Origin of the sequence: Streptomyces pallidus (ex Mingjun et al. 2026) (assembly GCF_051550185.1) — a bacterium.
Classification (GTDB): domain Bacteria; phylum Actinomycetota; class Actinomycetes; order Streptomycetales; family Streptomycetaceae; genus Streptomyces.
The window spans coordinates 4,074,202-4,091,919 of sequence record NZ_CP196181.1; the positions used below are offsets into that span (position 1 = coordinate 4,074,202).

16 protein-coding genes are annotated in these 17,718 nt (G+C 72.0%); 3 read left to right on the plus strand and 13 right to left on the minus strand.

The genetic code is table 11. The annotated features are described in order from the left end of the window. Position 1: 1 nt before the first annotated feature. The 9 genes from ACSHWO_RS17890 to ACSHWO_RS17930 form a co-directional block, all read right to left on the minus strand. Positions 2-814: an HAD family hydrolase gene (locus tag ACSHWO_RS17890; RefSeq protein ID WP_438313063.1), complete on the minus strand. Its 813-nt coding sequence runs from the start codon at positions 812-814 to the stop codon at positions 2-4. Beyond that, positions 811-2,088: a serine--tRNA ligase gene (gene serS, locus ACSHWO_RS17895; protein WP_438313065.1), complete on the minus strand. Its 1,278-nt coding sequence runs from the start codon at positions 2,086-2,088 to the stop codon at positions 811-813. Before serS ends, ACSHWO_RS17890 begins: the two co-directional genes overlap by 4 nt. 531 nt (positions 2,089-2,619) lie before the next feature. After that, entirely contained in the window at positions 2,620-3,555 is a 936-nt protein-coding gene (gene pheA, locus ACSHWO_RS17900) for a prephenate dehydratase (RefSeq protein WP_361098678.1), read from the minus strand. A 42-nt stretch (positions 3,556-3,597) separates the two neighbouring features. Continuing rightward, positions 3,598-4,887 (minus strand): iron uptake transporter deferrochelatase/peroxidase subunit, encoded by a 1,290-nt coding sequence (gene efeB / locus ACSHWO_RS17905; RefSeq protein WP_438319139.1) that lies wholly within the window; start codon positions 4,885-4,887, stop codon positions 3,598-3,600. Continuing rightward, positions 4,884-6,926, minus strand: a complete 2,043-nt coding sequence (locus tag ACSHWO_RS17910; RefSeq protein WP_438313067.1) for a copper resistance CopC/CopD family protein — start codon at positions 6,924-6,926, stop codon at positions 4,884-4,886. The genes efeB and ACSHWO_RS17910 overlap by 4 nt, the downstream gene beginning before the upstream one ends. Positions 6,927-6,956: 30 nt before the next feature. After that, positions 6,957-7,436 (minus strand): copper chaperone PCu(A)C, encoded by a 480-nt coding sequence (locus ACSHWO_RS17915; protein WP_438313069.1) that lies wholly within the window; start codon positions 7,434-7,436, stop codon positions 6,957-6,959. Then, a complete protein-coding gene (locus ACSHWO_RS17920) occupies positions 7,433-8,086 on the minus strand; it encodes an SCO family protein (protein WP_438313071.1) in 654 nt (217 codons plus the stop codon). Before ACSHWO_RS17920 ends, ACSHWO_RS17915 begins: the two co-directional genes overlap by 4 nt. A gap of 104 nt (positions 8,087-8,190) precedes the next feature. Further along, the gene (locus ACSHWO_RS17925; protein ID WP_438313073.1) at positions 8,191-8,907 is read right to left on the minus strand and encodes a YcnI family copper-binding membrane protein; all 717 of its coding nucleotides are present in this window, start codon (positions 8,905-8,907) and stop codon (positions 8,191-8,193) included. Positions 8,908-9,014: 107 nt separating this feature from the next. Further along, complete coding sequence (locus ACSHWO_RS17930; protein ID WP_438313075.1) at positions 9,015-9,824, minus strand: hypothetical protein; 810 nt, start codon at positions 9,822-9,824, stop codon at positions 9,015-9,017. Between the two features lie 201 nt (positions 9,825-10,025). Between ACSHWO_RS17930 and ACSHWO_RS17935 the strand changes: the two genes are divergently transcribed. Next, positions 10,026-10,517, plus strand: coding sequence for an ATP-binding protein (locus ACSHWO_RS17935; protein WP_438313077.1), 492 nt, complete (start codon positions 10,026-10,028; stop codon positions 10,515-10,517). 75 nt (positions 10,518-10,592) lie between these two features. On the opposite strand, the gene ACSHWO_RS17940 is transcribed toward ACSHWO_RS17935, so the two are convergent. Together ACSHWO_RS17940 and ACSHWO_RS17945 are read right to left on the minus strand one after the other, a co-directional pair. Further along, the gene (locus ACSHWO_RS17940; protein ID WP_361098708.1) at positions 10,593-12,059 is read right to left on the minus strand and encodes an aminopeptidase P family protein; all 1,467 of its coding nucleotides are present in this window, start codon (positions 12,057-12,059) and stop codon (positions 10,593-10,595) included. Positions 12,060-12,155: 96 nt separating this feature from the next. Beyond that, positions 12,156-13,700 (minus strand): PP2C family protein-serine/threonine phosphatase, encoded by a 1,545-nt coding sequence (locus ACSHWO_RS17945; protein WP_438313079.1) that lies wholly within the window; start codon positions 13,698-13,700, stop codon positions 12,156-12,158. Between the two features lie 405 nt (positions 13,701-14,105). On the opposite strand from ACSHWO_RS17945, the gene ACSHWO_RS17950 reads away from it, so the two are divergent. Next, a complete protein-coding gene (locus ACSHWO_RS17950; protein ID WP_438313081.1) occupies positions 14,106-14,912 on the plus strand; it encodes a bifunctional DNA primase/polymerase in 807 nt (268 codons plus the stop codon). A 142-nt stretch (positions 14,913-15,054) separates the two neighbouring features. Further along, positions 15,055-15,690 carry a hypothetical protein gene (locus tag ACSHWO_RS17955; protein WP_438313083.1) on the plus strand — a complete coding sequence of 212 codons (636 nt, stop codon included), beginning with the start codon at positions 15,055-15,057 and terminating at the stop codon, positions 15,688-15,690. Positions 15,691-15,870: 180 nt separating this feature from the next. Here the strand turns inward: ACSHWO_RS17955 and ACSHWO_RS17960 are convergent, their stop codons facing one another. Then, complete coding sequence (locus tag ACSHWO_RS17960) at positions 15,871-16,845, minus strand: DUF5926 family protein (protein ID WP_438313085.1); 975 nt, start codon at positions 16,843-16,845, stop codon at positions 15,871-15,873. Between the two features lie 238 nt (positions 16,846-17,083). Beyond that, positions 17,084-17,692 carry an ATP-binding protein gene (locus tag ACSHWO_RS17965; protein WP_438319141.1) on the minus strand — a complete coding sequence of 203 codons (609 nt, stop codon included), beginning with the start codon at positions 17,690-17,692 and terminating at the stop codon, positions 17,084-17,086. Between the last annotated feature and the right edge of the window lie 26 nt (positions 17,693-17,718).

The following is a 17,718-nucleotide window of genomic DNA, read 5'->3' on the forward strand; positions in this document are numbered from 1 at the left end:
CCTATGCGGCGCCCAGCAGGCGCTCCAGCACCACCGCGATCCCGTCCTCCTCGTTGGAGGTCGTGACCTCGTCGGCCACCGCCTTTAGGTCCGCATGGGCGTTGGCCATCGCCACACCATGTGCCGCCCAGCCGAACATGGGGATGTCGTTGGGCATGTCGCCGAAGGCGATCGTCTCGGCGGCCTTCACGCCCAGCCGGCGCGCGGCGAGGGAGAGCCCGGTGGCCTTGGTCAGGCCGAGCGGCAGGATCTCCACTATCCCCGGACCGGCCATGACGATGTCGACCAGCGAGCCGACCGTCTGCCGCGCCACCGTGACCAGGGCGTCGTCGTCGAGCTCGGGGTGCTGGATGTACAGCTTGTTCAGCGGAGCCGACCACACCGCGGCGGTGTCGTCGAGGTACACCGCCGGCAGGCCGCCCTGCACCTGGTAGCCGGACCCGAACAGCACGTCGCCGTCCACCCCGTCACGGCTGGCGGCCAGCGCGAGCGGGCCCACCTCGGCCTCCAGCTTCGACAGCGCCAGGCCGGCCAGCTGCCGGTCCAGCGTCACCGAGGTCAGCAGCCGGTGCGCGCCCGCGTCGTAGACCTGCGCGCCCTGGCCGCACACCGCTATCCCCCGGTAGCCGAGGTCGTCCAGTACGCGCCGGGTCCAGGGCACGGCCCTGCCGGTGACGATGATGTGGACGGCGCCCGCCGCGGTGGCCGCGGCGAGCGCTTCCCGGGTGCGTTCCGAGACCGTGTCGTCGCCACGCAGCAGCGTGCCGTCGAGATCGGTCGCGATGAGCTTGTACGGGAACGGGGCCGGGCTCACTTGGCGATCGGCTCCAGGACCTCGCGGCCGCCCAGGTACGGACGGAGCACCTCGGGGACCCGGACCGAGCCGTCGGCCTGCTGGTGGTTCTCCAGGATCGCGACGATCGTGCGGGGCACGGCGCACAGCGTGCCGTTCAGGGTCGCGAGCGGCTGGGTCTTCTTGCCGTCGCGGACGCGGATCGACAGGCGGCGGGCCTGGAAGCCGTCGCAGTTCGAGGCGGAGGTCAGCTCGCGGTACTTGCCCTGCGTCGGGATCCACGCCTCGCAGTCGAACTTGCGCGAGGCGGAGGCGCCGAGGTCACCGGTGGCGACGTCGATCACCTGGAACGGCAGCTCCAGGCTGGTCAGCCACTGCTTCTCCCAGGCGAGCAGTCGGGCGTGCTCGGCCTCGGCGTCCTCCGGCGCGACGTACGAGAACATCTCGACCTTGTCGAACTGGTGGACGCGGAAGATGCCGCGGGTGTCCTTGCCGTAGGTACCGGCCTCGCGGCGGAAGCACGGCGAGAAGCCGGCGTAGCGCAGTGGCAGCTTCTCGGCTTCGATGATCTCGTCCATGTGGTACGCGGCGAGCGGGACCTCGGAGGTGCCGACCAGGTAGTAGTCGTCCTTCTCCAGGTGGTAGACGTTCTCGGCGGCCTGGCCGAGGAAGCCCGTGCCCTCCATGGCCCGCGGGCGCACCAGGGCGGGGGTCAGCATCGGGATGAACCCGGCCTCGGTGGCCTGTGCGATCGCAGCGTTGACCAGGGCCAGCTCCAGCAGGGCGCCGACGCCGGTCAGGTAGTAGAAGCGCGAGCCCGACACCTTGGCGCCGCGCTCGACGTCGATGGCGCCCAGCGCCTCGCCGAGTTCCAGGTGGTCCTTGGGCGCGAAGCCCTCGGCGGCGAAGTCGCGGATCGTGCCGTGCGTCTCAAGGACGGTGAAGTCCTCCTCGCCGCCGACCGGGACGTCCGGGTGAACGACGTTGCCGAGCTTGAGGAGCAGGTTGCGGGCGGACTCGTCGGCCTCGTTCTGCTCGGCCTCGGCCGCCTTGACGTCGGTCTTGAGCTGCTCGGCCTTCTTCAGAAGCTCCGCACGCTCCTCCGGGGAGGCCTTGGGGATGAGCTTGCCGAGCGACTTCTGCTCGTTGCGCAGTTCGTCGAAGCGCATCCCGGAGGACCTGCGGCGCTCGTCGGCGGAGAGGACGGCGTCGACAAGATCGACGTCCTCTCCACGGGCGCGCTGCGAGGCGCGGACACGGTCAGGGTCTTCACGGAGCAGCCGAAGGTCAATCACCTCTCCAGGCTACCGGTCTGGACTTCCCGGGCTCACATCGATATCACGCTGCGTGTCGCTATGTCCCAATTGCCGTGAATGCAAAACTCTCTTCGGCTGGCCGGAAGCGACCGATGTCCGGTCGGCCCCTAAAAGTCGCCGATTCCCCGGAAGGGGTGCAATCCCAGCATTCGGACACCCTCGGGGTCGGTGGGTGTCCCGTCTTGTCCACAGGAATTGCCCAGCCTGCAGAGTTGTCCACAGGCTGTGTGTGGCATCTGTGGACACGGAATTAGATCAATCCCGTCCACTGGGTGGTCATCGCGATTCAAGGTTCAAACCGCCCGCACGCGCTCATTCGGGTGGGAATGACTCGCTCCAAAGAGTTGGTCGCCGATCCACGGGTGACGACGTTCATCCCCTGCTCTCCCGCGCGAAACCTGGGCCGCAGGCCGATTTGTCGACCTTGCGGGCCCTGACTGTCGACTAGTCCACAGGTCCTCTTCTCGTCCTGTGGATAACTCTGTGGACGGTGGTTAAGGCGGACGGCGCTTACGGCCGGCCGTCGAGGCAGCGCGCCAGCCAGTCGGAAGCAGCCGTGAAGTCGCCGTCCGAGGTCCCCGGCCGCGGAGCCCGCACGTCACTGCGGGTGACCCCCGCGCGGGGATAGGAGCCGAGGAACCGCACCTGGGGACAGGTCCGCTTGAGGCCCATCAGCGCCTCGCTCACCCGCCGGTCGGAAATGTGGCCCTCGGCGTCGACCGCGAAGCAGTAGTTGCCGATGCCCTGGCCGGTCGGCCGGGACTGGATCAGCATCAGGTTGACCCCCCGCACGGCGAACTCCTGGAGCAGCTCCAGCAGCGCGCCGGGGTGGTCGTCGCCGAGCCACAGCACGACCGAGGTCTTGTCGGCGCCGGTCGGCGCGGCGGGCCGGGCCGGCCGGCCGACCAGGACGAACCGCGTCTCGGCGTTCTGCGCGTCGTGGATCTCGGTGACCAGCGGGACGAGCCCGTAGGTGGCGGCCGCGAACTCGCCCGCGAAGGCCGCGTCGAAGCGGCCCTCCTGGACCAGGCGGGCCCCGTCCGCGTTCGACGCGGCCGACTCCCACACCGCGTCGGGCAGGTTTGCCCGTAGCCAGTTGCGCACCTGCGGCTGGGCGACGGGGTGCCCGGTCACGGTCTTGATGTCCGACAGCTGGGTACCGGGCCGCACGAGCAGCGCGAAGGCGATCGGCAGCAGCACCTCGCGGTAGATCATCAGCGGCTCGCCGGAGGCCAGCTCGTCCAGGGTGGCCGTGACACCGCCCTCCACCGAGTTCTCGATCGGCACCAGCGCCGCCGCCGCCTCCCCGTTGCGCACGGCGTCCAGGGCGGCCGGCACCGACACCATCGGGACCAGCTCCCGGGTAGCGGCTTCCGGCAGAGTGCGGAGGGCGGCTTCGGTGAAGGTGCCCTCGGGACCGAGATAGGTGAAGCGGGTGGCCGACATGCGATCAGCCTAATGCCGGGCACCCGCCGGGAGGGGGGCTGTTCACCCTTCGAGCAGACGCTGCCCCACGTACTCCCCGTCGCGCGGCCCCGGCGGCACGGCGTACAGGCCGCTGGACTCGTGCCGGAGGAACTCCGACAGCGCGTCCCCCCGGTCGAGCTTGCGCTGTACGGGCACGAAACCGCGCAGCGGATCGGCCTGCCAGCAGATGAACAGCAGTCCGGCGTCCGGCGCGCCGTCGGCGGAGATCCCGTCGTGGAAGGAGAACGGGCGCCGCAGCATTGCGGCCCCGCCGTTCTGCTCGGGGGCGGAGATCCGGGCGTGGGCGTTGGCGGGGATGACGGGCTTGCCGTCCGCGCCGAGTTTGTCGAGCTCCATCCGGCTGGTCTCCGTGCCGCCCGTGAGCGGCGCGCCCGTGGCCTTGGTCCGGCCTATGACCTGCTCCTGCTGGGAGAGGGACCGCTTGTCCCACTCGTCCAGGAGCATCCGGATGCGCCGGACGACGGCGTAAGAGCCCCCGCCCATCCATGCGTGCTCGGCGGGCCCGGGTCCGGCGGCGGGCACGAAGATCCGCTTGTCGAAGTCGGGCTGCGAGGGCTTCGGGTTGTTGGTGCCGTCGACCTGGCCCATCAGGTTGCGGGCGGTCATCGGGGTGGCCGTGGCGCCGGGAGAGCGGTTGAAGCCGTTCATCTGCCAGCGCACGCGGGCCGCCTCACCGGCGTCCTTCTGGAGGGAGCGCAGCGCGTGGAAGGCGACGAGGCCGTCGTCGGCGCCGATCTGCACCCACAGGTCACCGTTGCTGCGCTGCGGATCGAGCCGGTCGGAGGAGAACTCGGGCAGCGGGTCCAGGGCGGTGGGGCGGCGGTCGGCCAGCCCGGTGCGCTCGAAGAAGGAGTGGCCGAAGCCGAAGGTCACCGTCAGGGAGGACGGCCCGGCGTCGAGGGCGATGCCTGTGTCCGCCGTCGGCGCGGTCTCCCCCGCCATGAGCCGGCGGGCGGTGTCCGACCAGCGGCGCATCAGGGCGGCGGCCTCCTTGCGGCCGGCGCCGGGAGCCAGGTCGAAGGCGAGCACGTGGCCCTTGGCCTGGAGCGGCGTCGTGATGCCGGCCTGGTGTTCGCCCTGGAACGCGACCTGGGTGGCGCCCACCGAGGACAGTCCGGCGCCGCCGGGTGCGCCGGCCGCTCCGGAGGGCCCGTCGGCCAGGGCGGACTGGACGAGCGCCCCGCTGGCGCCGCCGAGGGCCAGTCCGGCGGCGCCCGCGGCACCGACGGTGCCCAGCAGCTTGCGGCGGGAGATTGCGATGTCGGGGTTGCTCTCGGTCACGCTGGTCAGCCGATCTTCACGGTCTTCTGCACGGTGGTCTGGTCGATCTCGGAGGTGCGGACGGTCACGTCGATGCGCCAGTCCCCGGCGAGCGGCAGCTGGACGCCGGAGGCACTCCAGTGTCCGGCGGCCGCGCGCTCGGGAACGAGCGGGAGGGGGCCGATGTCCTTGACGGGCAGGGTGAAGGCGACCTTGATCTCGGGGATGTCGAGAGGGGCGCCGTCGGGGGACTCGACCCAGAGGTGGAGGGTATTGGCGCCGACCCGGCCCGGGTCGAGCTGGAGCCGGGCGGAGCCCTTGCCGTGGGAGCCGCCCGTGTCGAACGGCAGGGTGATCTTGACGGCCCGGTCGGGTACCGCCGTGGCGGCGCCCGCCCCACGACCCGTCTCCTGAGCGGCGGCCCGTCCGGGCTCGGTGCTGGTCAACAGGGTGGTCACGGCGAGGAGCACCACGGCCACGCTCGCCTCGGCGAGCACCGAGCGGCGCAGGCCGGCCCGGTTCGGGTCCGCGTCGCGCGCCTGCCGCGCGCGGGCGTTCTGCACGGCCGCACGCTGCCGGGCGAGCTGCACGGCGCGCCGCGGGTCCTCGGCGGCCTCAGTGGTCTTGGCAGAAGCCCCGGGATCCGCCGGTTGCTCGGCGACGGCCTTCGACGTTTCACGTGAAACACCGCTCGCCCTACCGGCCTCGGTCGGCTCTCCGGTGGGTTCCTCCGCCAGCCGCGCGGTCCAGCCCCGGGAGACGTAGGCGATGCCGACGAGGGCGGCGACGAGCCCGACCTTCAGCAGCAACAGCCGTCCGTACGCGGTCCCGGTGAGGGCCGACCAGCTGCCGAGCTGGCGCCAGGACTGGTAGACGCCCGTGACGGTGAGGACCAGGACCGCGGCGAACGCCAACCGCGAGAAGCGCCGGACGGCGTCGCGCTCGATGCCGGGAACCGTGTGGAGCGCGACGAGCAGGGCCGCCAGTCCGCCGAGCCAGGCCGCTGCGGCCAGCAGGTGCAGGATGTCGACGGGCATGGCGATGCCGGGCTGGATGCCGGTGGACGCGTGCTCGGCCAGGGCCCACGTCGCGGCGATGCCGGCGGCGACCACGCCGCCGCCGAGGCAGAGGCCGAAGAAGAGGTCGGCGGTGTCCTTCTCGGCGGCGCCGTCGCCCCCGTCAGTGCCGCCGTCCCGGTCAGTGCCCTTGGCGCCGTCGGCCCCCGTGGCCCCGTGAGTCCCGGTCTGCCGTCGCGCGTACGCACCGAAGAGCACGGCGATGAAGAGCGCGGCGGCACCGAGCAGCAGCAGCCGTGACACGAGTGCGGCGCCGGTCTTGGTCTCCAGCACGGCCTTGAGACCGCCCAGGTCGAAGGCCTCGGCGAACTCCCCGGATCCGGTGTACGGGTTGCGGAGCACCAGCATCACCAGAGTGGCCGCGGTGAGCGTCACCCAGGACCGCAGGACGAGCTTCTGGAGCGGTCGCTGCGCGGACCCCCGCCGCCAGCAGGTCAGGACGAAGGCGCAGCCGCCCACCAGCAGCGTGAAGCCCGCGTAGGCGGCGTACCGGGCGATGCCGTACGCGACGCCGACGGGACCGCCGCCCGCCTGCCGGTCGGGCAGGATGACGCTGGTGGCCGACGGGGCGCCGACGGAAAAGGTGAAGGCTCCCGAGATGGGGTGGCTGTCGGCGGAGACGGCCTGCCAGGCGACGGTGTAGGTGCCGTCGGGCAGGCCGGAGTGCAGGGCGGTGCCGTAGCGGACGGTGGATCCGCTGCACATGTCGCGCAGTTCGCCGGTGTCCACGCGCTTGCCCTGCGGGTCCAGGACGCGGATCGAGTCGTCGCCCATGGCGACCTGCTCCGAGAAGGAGAGGGTGACCTGGGCGGGAGCCGTGGCGACCACCGCCCCGTCCTTGGGGTCGCTCGCGGTGAGTGCGGCGTGTGCCGTGGCCGGAGCGGCCGCGGTGAACAGGGTCGCCAGCAGGGCTGCGAGGACCAGGGCGAGCCGGGGCAGCAGTGCTGCGGCCCGGTCGCGGGCCGTGGAGGGGGCGGGGGCGGTGGCCGTCATGGCGTGTCAGTCCCTCGGTCCGTCAGTGCGTCAGTGGGAGGCGGTGTGCTGGGCCTGGTACGTCCGTTCCTTCACGTCCAGTTCGACCTTGACCGGGTCGGCCTTCTCGAAACGCAGCTCGATGGTGACCTTGTCACCGACCTTCGGCTTGTCCTTGAGCCCCATGAGCATGATGTGGTTGCCGCCGCGCTCCAGCTTGAGCTCGCCGTTCGCAGGCACCTCCATGGCCGGGACCTGCTGCATCTTCTGGTCCTTGGTCTCGTGGATCTGCATGTCGTCCGAGAGCGGACCGGTGACGGCCGTGAGCTTGTCGGCGGTCTCGGAGTCGTTCTTGATGACCATGAAGGCGCCGGCCATCTTGTCGTTGACCGGTTCGGGCATGAACGCGCCGCTGACCGTCATCTTCGGCTTGCCGGCGGCGTCCGGGTCGGAGGAGCACCCGGATATGGCCAGCGCCGCGGCCAGGGAGAGGGCGGCGGCGAGGACGCGGGTGGTGGTGCGGGCGGTCACGGGTTCTCTCCCTTGATGATCTTCGGCAGGTCCTTGGTGTAGGTGTCGACGGTCGTGTTCTCGCCGTAGAGGAGGTAGCCCTCGTTCGACTTGGGGGAGAACGCGATGACCTGGGCGCCGTGCATGGAGACGACGCTGCCGTCGGCCTCCTTCTTGGCGGGGTCGATGCCGATGCCGAGCTGGCGCGCGGCGGCCTGGATGGTGGCGAAGTCCCCGGTCAGTCCGGTGAAGGACGGGTCCTGGGCCCTGAGCCACGCGCCGAGGGATTCGGGAGTGTCCCGTTCGGGGTCGGTGGTCACGAAGACGACCCGGAGGTTCTCCTGGTCGGCCTTCGGAAGCGCCTTCTTGGCGACGGCGATGTTGCTCATCGTCAGCGGGCACACGTCGGGGCAGTTGGTGTAGCCGAAGTAGATGAGGGTCGGCTTGCCCTGGGTCTGCTCGCGCAGGTTCCACGGCTTGCCGCCGGTGTCCGTGAGGACGAGCTCCGGCTTGTCGAAGGGGCGGTCGAGGACCGTTGCGGCCCCGGCCTTGGACTGGCCGGTGATCTGCGTGACCCCGTCGGTCTTCGCGGGGGTCCCACCGCCGCAGGCGGTGAGGGCGAGGGCGGCCGCCGCCACGAGGGCGGCGACCGTCACACGTGTGGTGCGCATGGCGTGTTGTCCCTGGAATCGGGTGGGTCGCTGACGCGCCGCCGGACGAGGGTCCGGCCGCGCGGATGCGGTGAGGTGTGGATACGCCCCTGGAGGGCGTCGGGTCAGGAGGCGCGGCGGCGCGAGGAGATGCCGAACGCGACACCGGCGAGGCCGACGACGATGCCGGCGACGCCGAGGGCGCGCGCGGTCGTGTCCGAGCCGCTTCCGCCGGCCGCCTCCGTGTGGCCGTCCTCGCCGGAGTGCGCGGCGTCGGCGGGCTTCTTGGCGTCGTCGTGGTGGGCGTCGGCGGCCTTGGCCGCGGTCAGCTTCAGGACGGGAGCCGGGGTCTGCGGCTCGGCCGCGCCCTCCTTGGGCTCCTCGATCCAGCGGACGACCTCGTTGTTGTCGTACGTCTGGATCGCCTTGAAGACCATCCGGTCGGCGTTCTCCGGCAGCTTGCCGACGGAGACGGGGAACTGCTGGAACTTGCCGGGCTCGATCTTGCCGCCGGTCCAGGTGACCTTGGTGACGGCCTCGTTGATCTGCCTGCCGTGCACGGTGAGCGGCTTGTCGAGCTTGGTCTTCTCGACCGTCACGGTCCAGCCCGGGACGTCCTGCGGCATGACGGACGTCAGCGGCTGGTCGGCCGGGAAGTTGACCTCCAGCTGCGTGGTCGAGGCGTTGTCGCGCTCGTTCGGCACCTTGAAGTCGAGGGTGGCGTAGCCGCCCTTCGCCGCTTCGCCGGGCTGGACGCTGACGTGCGCGAAGGCCGTACCGGACAGGGCGAGGACGGCGCCGGCGGCGAGGGCGGCGACGAGGGAGACGCGCGAGGTCTTCATGACGGAAACACTCCACAGGGGCAGGGGGACGGTGGCTGCGCGCGCGGGTGCGCGCGGTTCCGCGGCACCGTCGCCCAGGTGCTCGAGCTCCGGGGGAGGGTGTCGCGTCAGGCTGCGAGGGCGAGTGCCATGGGCGGCCCGCGCCTGATCACCGTGTGCTGGAGTGCTTCCCGGCCCGTGGGCGCCGCGGGCTCGGAGGCGGTACGCCGGAGCCGCGGCCCGCCCGCGGGGGTGAGTGCGAGACCGACGCGGAGCGCCCGTACGAAGGACAGCGCGGCGCGCAGCGGGCGCACCGGGCCGGCCTCGGCGGAGCTGCGGGACAGCTCGGCGAGCCGGAACAGGGCGGCGTCGCCGCGCCCGAGCAGCCAGGCCGCGGCGAAGGCGGCCAGCAGGTGGCCGGCGAACATGCCGGGACTGAGCAGGCCGGTGGCCGGCTCGGCGGCGGCCCCGGCCAGGTGGGCGTGGCCGGCGTGGGCCTGTGCCTCGGCCTGGACCGCGAGGGCGTCCGGGTCCAGCCCGGCGGCCTCCAGGATCCGCCGGGCGTCCGCCGGCCCGGGCGGGACGGAGCTGCCGCCGCACACCAGCTGAGCGGCGAGTTCCGAGAGCGAGGTGTCGGAGGCGCTGCGCGCCTCGGCGACGGCGGCACGGTGCTGGGCGATGCCGAACACCTCGTGCAGCCCCAGCTGGCCGGCGGCGAGCCCGGCGGCCAGGCCGGGCAGCGAACGGCGTCGTCCCGCGAGCGGGGCAGCGACGGCGAACACGGCCACGAAGGCGATGACCAGAGCCCACCAGGGCACGGTGGCGCAGGACCCCAGCGCGTGCCCGGCGGCGGACAGCACGACGCAGAGCGCGGTGAACACCACGGCCCGGGTCAGCCGGAGGCCGACTCCGGCAGGCGTCGCTTGGGGATCAGTCATGGCCGGGTCATCATCGCACTGCGCCCGTACCGCGCATACGGCAGGTCCGGAAGGTCGCGAGTGCCCGCTCTGCGACCCGTTCATCTCATGCGTCCATCGCACCGCCATACACGTCGGTCCCGGCGTGCCGCATCGGCCGAATGAGGGCTGTACGGGCTGCCGGGTGCTTACGGTGCACCGGTGGCGGCAATAGGTAACCGTATGAGCATCTGGTGGTCTCTCCAGTTGAGGCGCGAAGCCGCGAGCGTGCCGCTCGCCAGGCGATTGCTGCTGAGGACGATGGAGACCGCGGGGGTGGATCCGGACATCTCCTTCGACCTGTCGGTGGCCCTGAGCGAGGCGTGCGCGAACGCGGTGGAGCACGGCGGGCCCGTGCCGGCCGTCGGCCGCGACGGGGGACCGGCGGCGGAGGCGTGCGGGGCCTACCGCATCACGGCGTACCTGGACGGGGACTGCTGCCGCATCGAGGTGACGGATTCGGGCCCGGGATTCCCCGAGGCCCCGGGGCCCGTGGCATTCCCGGGGGATCCGGGGCCGGCGCCGGCGGAGTGCGAGAGCGGCCGCGGCCTGTGGCTGATCGAGGAGCTCGCCGACCACGTCCGGTTCCGCAATCGGCCGGGCAGCGGCGCGGTGGTGAGCTTCGACAAGATCCTGAAGTGGCGCGAGGGCGCGGCCCTGCTCCAGGCGTCGTGATGTGCCGACGGGCGGGATCCCCGCGCTGGTGCGCGAGGGGCTCCCGCCCGTCCAGGGCGTGGGGTGCGCCGGTCGTCAGCCCTTCAGGCCGGCCATCCAGGCCTCGACGTCGGCCGAGGCGCGGGGCAGGCCGGCCGACAGGTTCCGGTTGCCGTCCTCGGTGACCAGGATGTCGTCCTCGATGCGCACACCGATGCCGCGGTACTCCTCGGGTACGGTCAGGTCGTCGGCCTGGAAGTACAGACCGGGCTCGACGGTCAGGCACACGCCCGGCTCCAGCGTGCCGTCGACGTACGCCTCGGTGCGCGCGGCGGCGCAGTCGTGGACGTCCATGCCGAGCATGTGGCCGGTGCCGTGCAGGGTCCAGCGGCGCTGCAGGCCCAGCTCCAGGACGCGCTCGACCGGGCCTTCCAGCAGGCCCCACTCGACGAGCTTCTCGGCCAGCACGTGCTGGGCGGCGTCGTGGAAGTCGCGGAACTTCGCGCCCGGCTTGACCGCGGCGATGCCGGCTTCCTGGGCCTCGTACACCGCGTCGTAGACCTTGCGCTGGATGTCGGTGTACGTACCGCTGATCGGCAGTGTGCGGGTGACGTCGGCGGTGTAGAGGGAGTGGGTCTCCACGCCGGCGTCGAGCAGGAGCAGGTCACCGGAGCGGACGGGGCCGTCGTTGCGGACCCAGTGCAGGGTGCAGGCGTGCGGGCCGGCGGCGCAGATGGAGCCGTAGCCGACGTCGTTGCCCTCGACCCGGGCGCGCAGGAAGAAGGTGCCCTCGATGTAGCGCTCGGAGGTGGCCTCGGCCTTGTCGAGGACCTTCACGACGTCCTCGAACCCGCGGACGGTGGAGTCGACGGCCTTCTGCAGCTCGCCGATCTCGAACGCGTCCTTCACCACGCGGGCCTCGGACAGGTAGACCCGCAGTTCCTCGTCGCGCTCGGCGGTGACCTTGTCGGTCAGGGCCTTCTCGATGACGGAGTCGTGACCGCGCACGACGCGCACCGGGCCGGCGGCCTCGGCGAGGGCGTCGGGGAGCTCGCGGACGTCCTTGACCGGGACGCCCAGGAGCTGCTCGGCCTCGGCGAGGGAGTGGCGGCGGCCGACCCACAGCTCGCCCTGGCCGGAGAGCCAGAACTCGCCGTTCTCACGGTTGGAGCGGGGCAGCAGGTACATGGTGGCCGTGTGGCCGTTCTCGCCCACCGGCTCCAGGACGAGGACGCCGTTCTCGGTCTGGTCGCCGGTGAGGTACGCGTACTCGGTTGCGGCGCGGAAGGGGTACTCGGTGTCGTTCGAGCGGGTCTTCAGACGGCCGGCGGGCACGACGAGGCGCTCGCCCGGGAAGCGCGCGGACAGCGCCTCGCGGCGGGCCGCGGTGTGCGCGGCCTGCGCGATGGGCTCCAGGCCGTGGAGCTCGGTGTCGGCCCAGCCGGTGCGCATGTTCTCGGCGAGTTCGTCGCTGACGCCCGGGTACAGACCGTTCTTGCGCTGCTTGTGCGTCTTCTTGGGCTGCTCTTCTTCCGGGGTCTCCGGGGTGAGCTCGTCAGCCACGTCTTCTCCTCAGCTACGACAGCTACGACAGGACCGGGTAGGGACCTCGTCCATCGTATGTGCGAGGGGAAGACGCCGGGGGACAGCTGTGATAAATCAGTCAAAACGGGCAGCGAGCAGGATCAGGTCCTCCGGAGCGGCGGCCGGGCCGCCCAGCGCCGGGTCCCCCTCGGGCAGCACCGCGTGCAGCACGTGGTCGCAGAGTGCCGCCGGGTCCTCGCGGACCCCGCGCGGGGCGGCGGCCGCGGCGGCGTGCAGCCTGGCGTAGGCCCGGTCCATCGGGTCGCCGGTGCGCCGCAGGAGCCCGTCCGTGTACAGCAGCACCGTTTCTCCTCGTGCGGGTTCGACCTCCACGCTGGGCGCCTCCCAGCAGGAGAGCATCCCGAGCGGCGCGGAGAGCGAGGTCTCCACGTACTCCGTGCGCCGCTCCCCGACGAGCAGCGGCGGGGTGTGCCCCGCACCCGCCAGGACGATCTTGCGGCGGGCGGGCTCGCAGTAGGCGAAGAGAGCGGTCGCGCAGCGCGCCGGCTCGGTGAGCCGGAGCAGCAGTTCGAGGTCGGACAGGACAGCGACCGGGTCCTCGCCCTCCATCACGGCGTACGCCCGCAGCGAGGCCCGTAGCCGCCCCATGGCGGCGACGGCGCTGGGACCGCCCCCGGTGACGGAGCCGACGGCCAGTCCGAGGGCGCCCTCCGGCAGTGGGAGCGCGTCGTACCAGTCGCCACCGCCGTACGGCCCGGTGTGGTGGCGGGCGGCGAGTTGGACGCCGGGGATCCGCGGGAGCCGGCTGGGCAGCAGCTCCTCGGCGATCGTGGCGAGGCGGCTGCGGGACCGTTCCACTTCGAGCATCCGGGCCAGGTGCTCGGCGGCGTGGCGGACGTAGAGGCCGACGATGTCTCGCTGGCGGTCGCTTGGCTCGGCCTGCTCGTCGTACAGCCAGACGGCTGCGCCGAGCCGGCCGGTCGCCTCGGCGGTCAGCGGCAGGGTGTAGCTGGCGGCGTAGCCGAGCCGGGCGGCGACCTCGCGGTGCCGGGGGTCGACCGGGGTCCCGTATCCGCCGATGCCGGGGGCGGCGTCGGGTTCCGGGAGCACCTCTGAGCCGCCGTGCGCGCCGGGGAGTCCGTCGAGGATGCGGCCGTACGAGGTCGCGGCGCGCGGGACGGTCTCGATGTGCCCGAGGTCGGCACGGCCGAGGCCGAGGCCGGTGGTGCTCGCGGGGCCGAGTCCGTCGGAGGGCTCCAGGACGATCAGGCCGCGGCGGGCGCCGACGAGGGCGGCTCCGGCGCGCAGGAACTCCTGGAGGGAGGAGTCCAGATCGCTGGCGCGCGCGAGGCGTTCGGTGAGTTCGTGGAGGGTGGTCAGATCGGAGACCATGCCGGCGAGGCGGTCCTGGACCAGCGTGTTCGGGGCGGGGGCCGCGGCAGGTACGGAGGCGGCCAGGACGGGTGTGGGCGCTGAAGTGTGCGGGACCGCCGCAACTGCTGGATCGATTCCAGCCACTTTCGGCAGATGCGACGCGCTCATGGCGTCCGCCTTTCCACCTGGTGCGATTCGCCATATAGCATCGCAAACCCCCAGATCGTGCTGCGCCGCCATCAATGAATCCACATCTACACGCACACGAGGATCGATGTCCAGCATTGTCCTGCTGGGAATCCTGGTGTCCGTGAGGCGGCAACTCACGGTCCAGTCAAGGCTAGAACTTGGCTGGAAAAAGTGGGAAGCGGACGGTTTTTGCGATCGACTGAGCGGGCGCCGGAGTGGCCTCGGGTACGTAGTCAGTGATGCCCGGGGGTGGTTGGCGCAGCCCGGCATCCGCCGGGAACCGCCCGGCAGGGGCCGTCGTCCTTAGCGGCGGCAGCCGGTCTCGGTACCGGCGCGGGTCGCGTTCCGCCCCGCCGGACGTTTCATGGCCCCGTAAGAAAACTGCACGAACCGTGTGAACCTGCTTCTGGCGGACAGTGACGCGAAACGTGTACGTGTGGTGAGGCACCGCTTACATGGTGTGATGTGGCCCTCGACGTTCAAGGAAAGGAACGAGCGCTCATGCGCGAGATCCTCGGAAGGCGTCTCCAGCGGCTCCGCAACCGTCTGAAAACCCTCCGGCCCGCCCCGGCCCAGAGCGGCGACCAGGCATTTCCCGACACGACGGCCCCCGAAACGGCGACCCCTGAAACGGTGCTCCTCGGCGCGGTGACCCCTGACGCGACCCTCCCCGAGACGGCGCTGCCCGGTACGGCGCTGCGCGATGCGGCGCTGGCCTGCGCCGCCGGGCGTCGGTGGCCCGTCCTGCCCGGCATCGGCCGCTGCGGAACCGGCGTCGCCGACGGCTGCGCCTGCCCCGACCCCGACTGCCCCGTCCCCGGCGCGCACCCCTTCGACCCCGGACTGCTCGCGGCCACGACCGACCCCCGGATGGTGGCCTGGTGGTGGACCCGCCGGCCCGCCGCCCCCGTCCTCCTCGCCACGGGGGGCTCCGCGCCGTGCGCCGTGAGCCTGCCCGCAGCCGCTGCCGCGCGGGCGGTCGTACGGCTGGAGGCGCAGGGCATGCGGCTCGGCCCGATCGTGGCCAGCCCCACGCGCTGGTCACTGCTGGTGGCGCCGTACTCGCTGGAACGGCTCGGCGAACTCCTCTACGCCAAGGACCACGTCCCCTCCGCACTGCGCTTCCACGGCGAGGGCGGATACCTGCTGCTCCCGCCTTCCCCCGCCTGCAGCGGCGGGCAGGTGAGGTGGGAGCGGGAGCCCGCGGACGCGGGGAGCCCGTGGCTGCCGGAGGTCGAGACCGTGGTGGACGCGCTGGTCGAGGCGAGCAGCGGGGCCTCCGGGGGCGGGAGCCGGCTCGCGTACTGACGATCCAGGGCAGGCGTCGGCATCTGGGTGCCTGCCCTTCACCCGTACGCCTTCACTCGTACGGGTGCCCGTGCGACGAGTTTCCCAGGGAATTGGGCGCGGGGATCTCCGCGGCCCATTCCGGCGTCGCTATGTTCGCCGAATGAATCTCCGCTTGGCCGGTATCGGCGCCGGTGTGCTGGTCATCTTGTCGCTCCCGCTGGCCGGAGCGATCGCCGGACCGGATTTTGCCGGTCCGGACGACGAAAAAGGCGGCGGGTTGCTCTCCGCCCTCGGCTTTGCCGATCCGTCGGACCCCTCCCGCGCGCCGGTACCGCCGGCTGCGCCCGGACAGCAGAAGGGTGCCGCAGGGGCGGGAGCGCCGGGCGGCGCGGCGGGCACGGTGCCCGCTCGGAGCGGCTCGGCTCGGCCCGGTCCGTCCGAGCAGCCCCGCACGGACTCCCGGTGCGGTCCCGAACTCTCCTCGCCCCGGGGGCTGGAGGCGCAGACCTGCGTCATGACCGCCGAGGGGCAGACCTGGGGCCGGAGCTACTTCCACAACACCGGTGGCCGCGCACTGGACGCCGTACTGACGATGATGGGACCCGCCGGGCGGACGGTGCAGATCCGCTGCACGGTCGGGGCGGGGGACGAGCCCGGGCTGTGCGAGACGCCGCGGGAGGCCTCCGCCGGCGCGCGGGACGACTACTCGGCCGTTGCGGAGTTTGCAGTTCCGGGTGATGAAGGGCGGCTGCTGCTGCGGTCCGGGAGCAACTCGGCGGCAGCGGACGGGGGTTGAGTCCCCAGAAATGGAAGGGCCCGGTCGCTGGCGACGGGGGATGCACCAGCGACCGGGCTACAAGAACGGTAACAAGAGATCGCCTGTTCGCAAATTCGATCTCTGATATTCAGACACCGATTTGCCGACGATTAGCGGGAGTTGTGACCGCGGTCACCGCTCCTGCGGGCGCCGGGGCGATCAGCTGAGCGTGATCTGGCGGTTGGTGAGCCCGCCGCGTGCCCGGCGCTCCTCCGCGGTCAGCGGCGCGTCCGAGGCCAGCGCCGTGGCCAGGCGCTCTGCGAACTCGGCGGCAGGCTTCTCCACGTCGTCCGCGGTCATGCCGGTGGGCAGGTCCCAGACCGGGACCATCAGGCCGTGCGCCCGGAAGGAGCCGACGAGCCGGGTGCCCTCGCCGAGCGAGGAGGTGCCGGCCGCGTGCAGCCGGGCCAGGGCGTCGAGCAGCTTCTCCTCGGGGTGCGGCATGACCCAGCGCAGGTGGTTCTTGTCCGGGGTCTCGCACCAGTAGGCCGCTTCGACGCTCGCCAGCTTGACCGTCGGGATGGCGGCGGCGTTGGCGCGCTCCAGCGAGGCAGCGATCTCCGGGGAGGCGTTCTGGGCGGTCTCCGCATCCGGAATCCAGAATTCGAAGCCCCTGTGCACAACAGGCTCGAAAACGCCGTCGGTGTCCAGGAGATCCTGAAGTCGGGGGCCCTCGGCGGGAACCCGGCGGCCCGGCACCGGGTTGCCCGGCTCCGTGGCGAGAGCGCGCTCCAGGGTGTCGGCCATGTCCCGGGCGAGGTCGCCGGTGGTCGAGTCGTTCTGCAGGGCGAGCAGGACCGAGCCGTCCTCGCGGCGCAGGGCCGGCCAGGCCATGGGGAGCACGGTCACCAGGGTGACGGAGGGAACGCCCTTGGGCAGGCCGCCCTTGAGTGACAGCGGGATGGTGGCGGCGGGCACGAGCTCGCGCAGCGCCACCCAGTCGCATTCGCCGGGCAGGCCCTCGAAGGGGCGCTGCACGTGCGCGGTGGCGGCGTGAGCGGCGGCCGCCCCGTGGCAGGCCTTGTAGCGGCGCCCGGACCCGCAGGGGCACGGCTCGCGCGCGCCCACCACCGGGATCTCCCCGTTCTGGAGCTGCGGCTTTGCAGTCTTGGCTGCGGGGCGCTTCTTGGCCATCGTGGGTGTCTCCCGGTTGCGGCGGTGCGGCTGTTGCGTTCGGCGTGAGCCTAGCCGTTCCGACCGCCGCAACCGGTGGGGTGCGGCCGGGAGCACGGTCGGCGTGCGCTCCCGGTCGGCCGCTGGTCTGCCGCTCGTACGGCCGCTGTGCTGATGGCCGTTGATGCGGGTGACGCTGTCGGGGATCCGGTCGCGGATCCGGTCAGGAGGCCGTTCGGTGATCCGTTCGGTGAGCCGGTCAGGGGGCCAGATCGTCGAAGGCGGCGCTGAAGTCGAGGACGGGGGGCGCAACGCGCGTAGCGAAATCGGCGTGACGGGGTCCGCACGCGACGATCACCCAGACGGTGACCTCACCTGCCGCTCCGTCCCGGACTCCCCAGTCCTGTGCGAGGGCGCTGATGATGTTCAGCCCCCGGCCGCCGTGCGCGGTGACCGAAGGCGTGGCCGGAAGCGGACGCGTGGGACCGCCCCCGTCCGTGACCTCGACCGTCAGCCGCCCCGTGCTGTCGATGCGCCACGCGGCGCGTATCTCCCCGTCGCCGATCTCCCCGTCCCCCGCGCCCAGCGGTCTGCCGTGCCGGCAGGCGTTGCTGAGCAGTTCGGAAAGGATCAGTACGGCGTCGTCCACGACCGATTCGGACACCCCGCTGAGGCGCAGCTGTTCGCGCATCCGGTGTCTCGCCTCGCCTACGCCCGCAGGACCATGGCGTACGTCCATGCACGACGACGTGGGCACTTCTTGTGCCACCACCAACGCCACCCCCGGAACCTCCTTAGTCCCACGCCATGGTCTGAATGCCCCAATGGCCTGGACCGGAAACCGACAGGGCGGGGCCCTCTGACGCATCATGACCACCAGTCGCGGAGCGGATG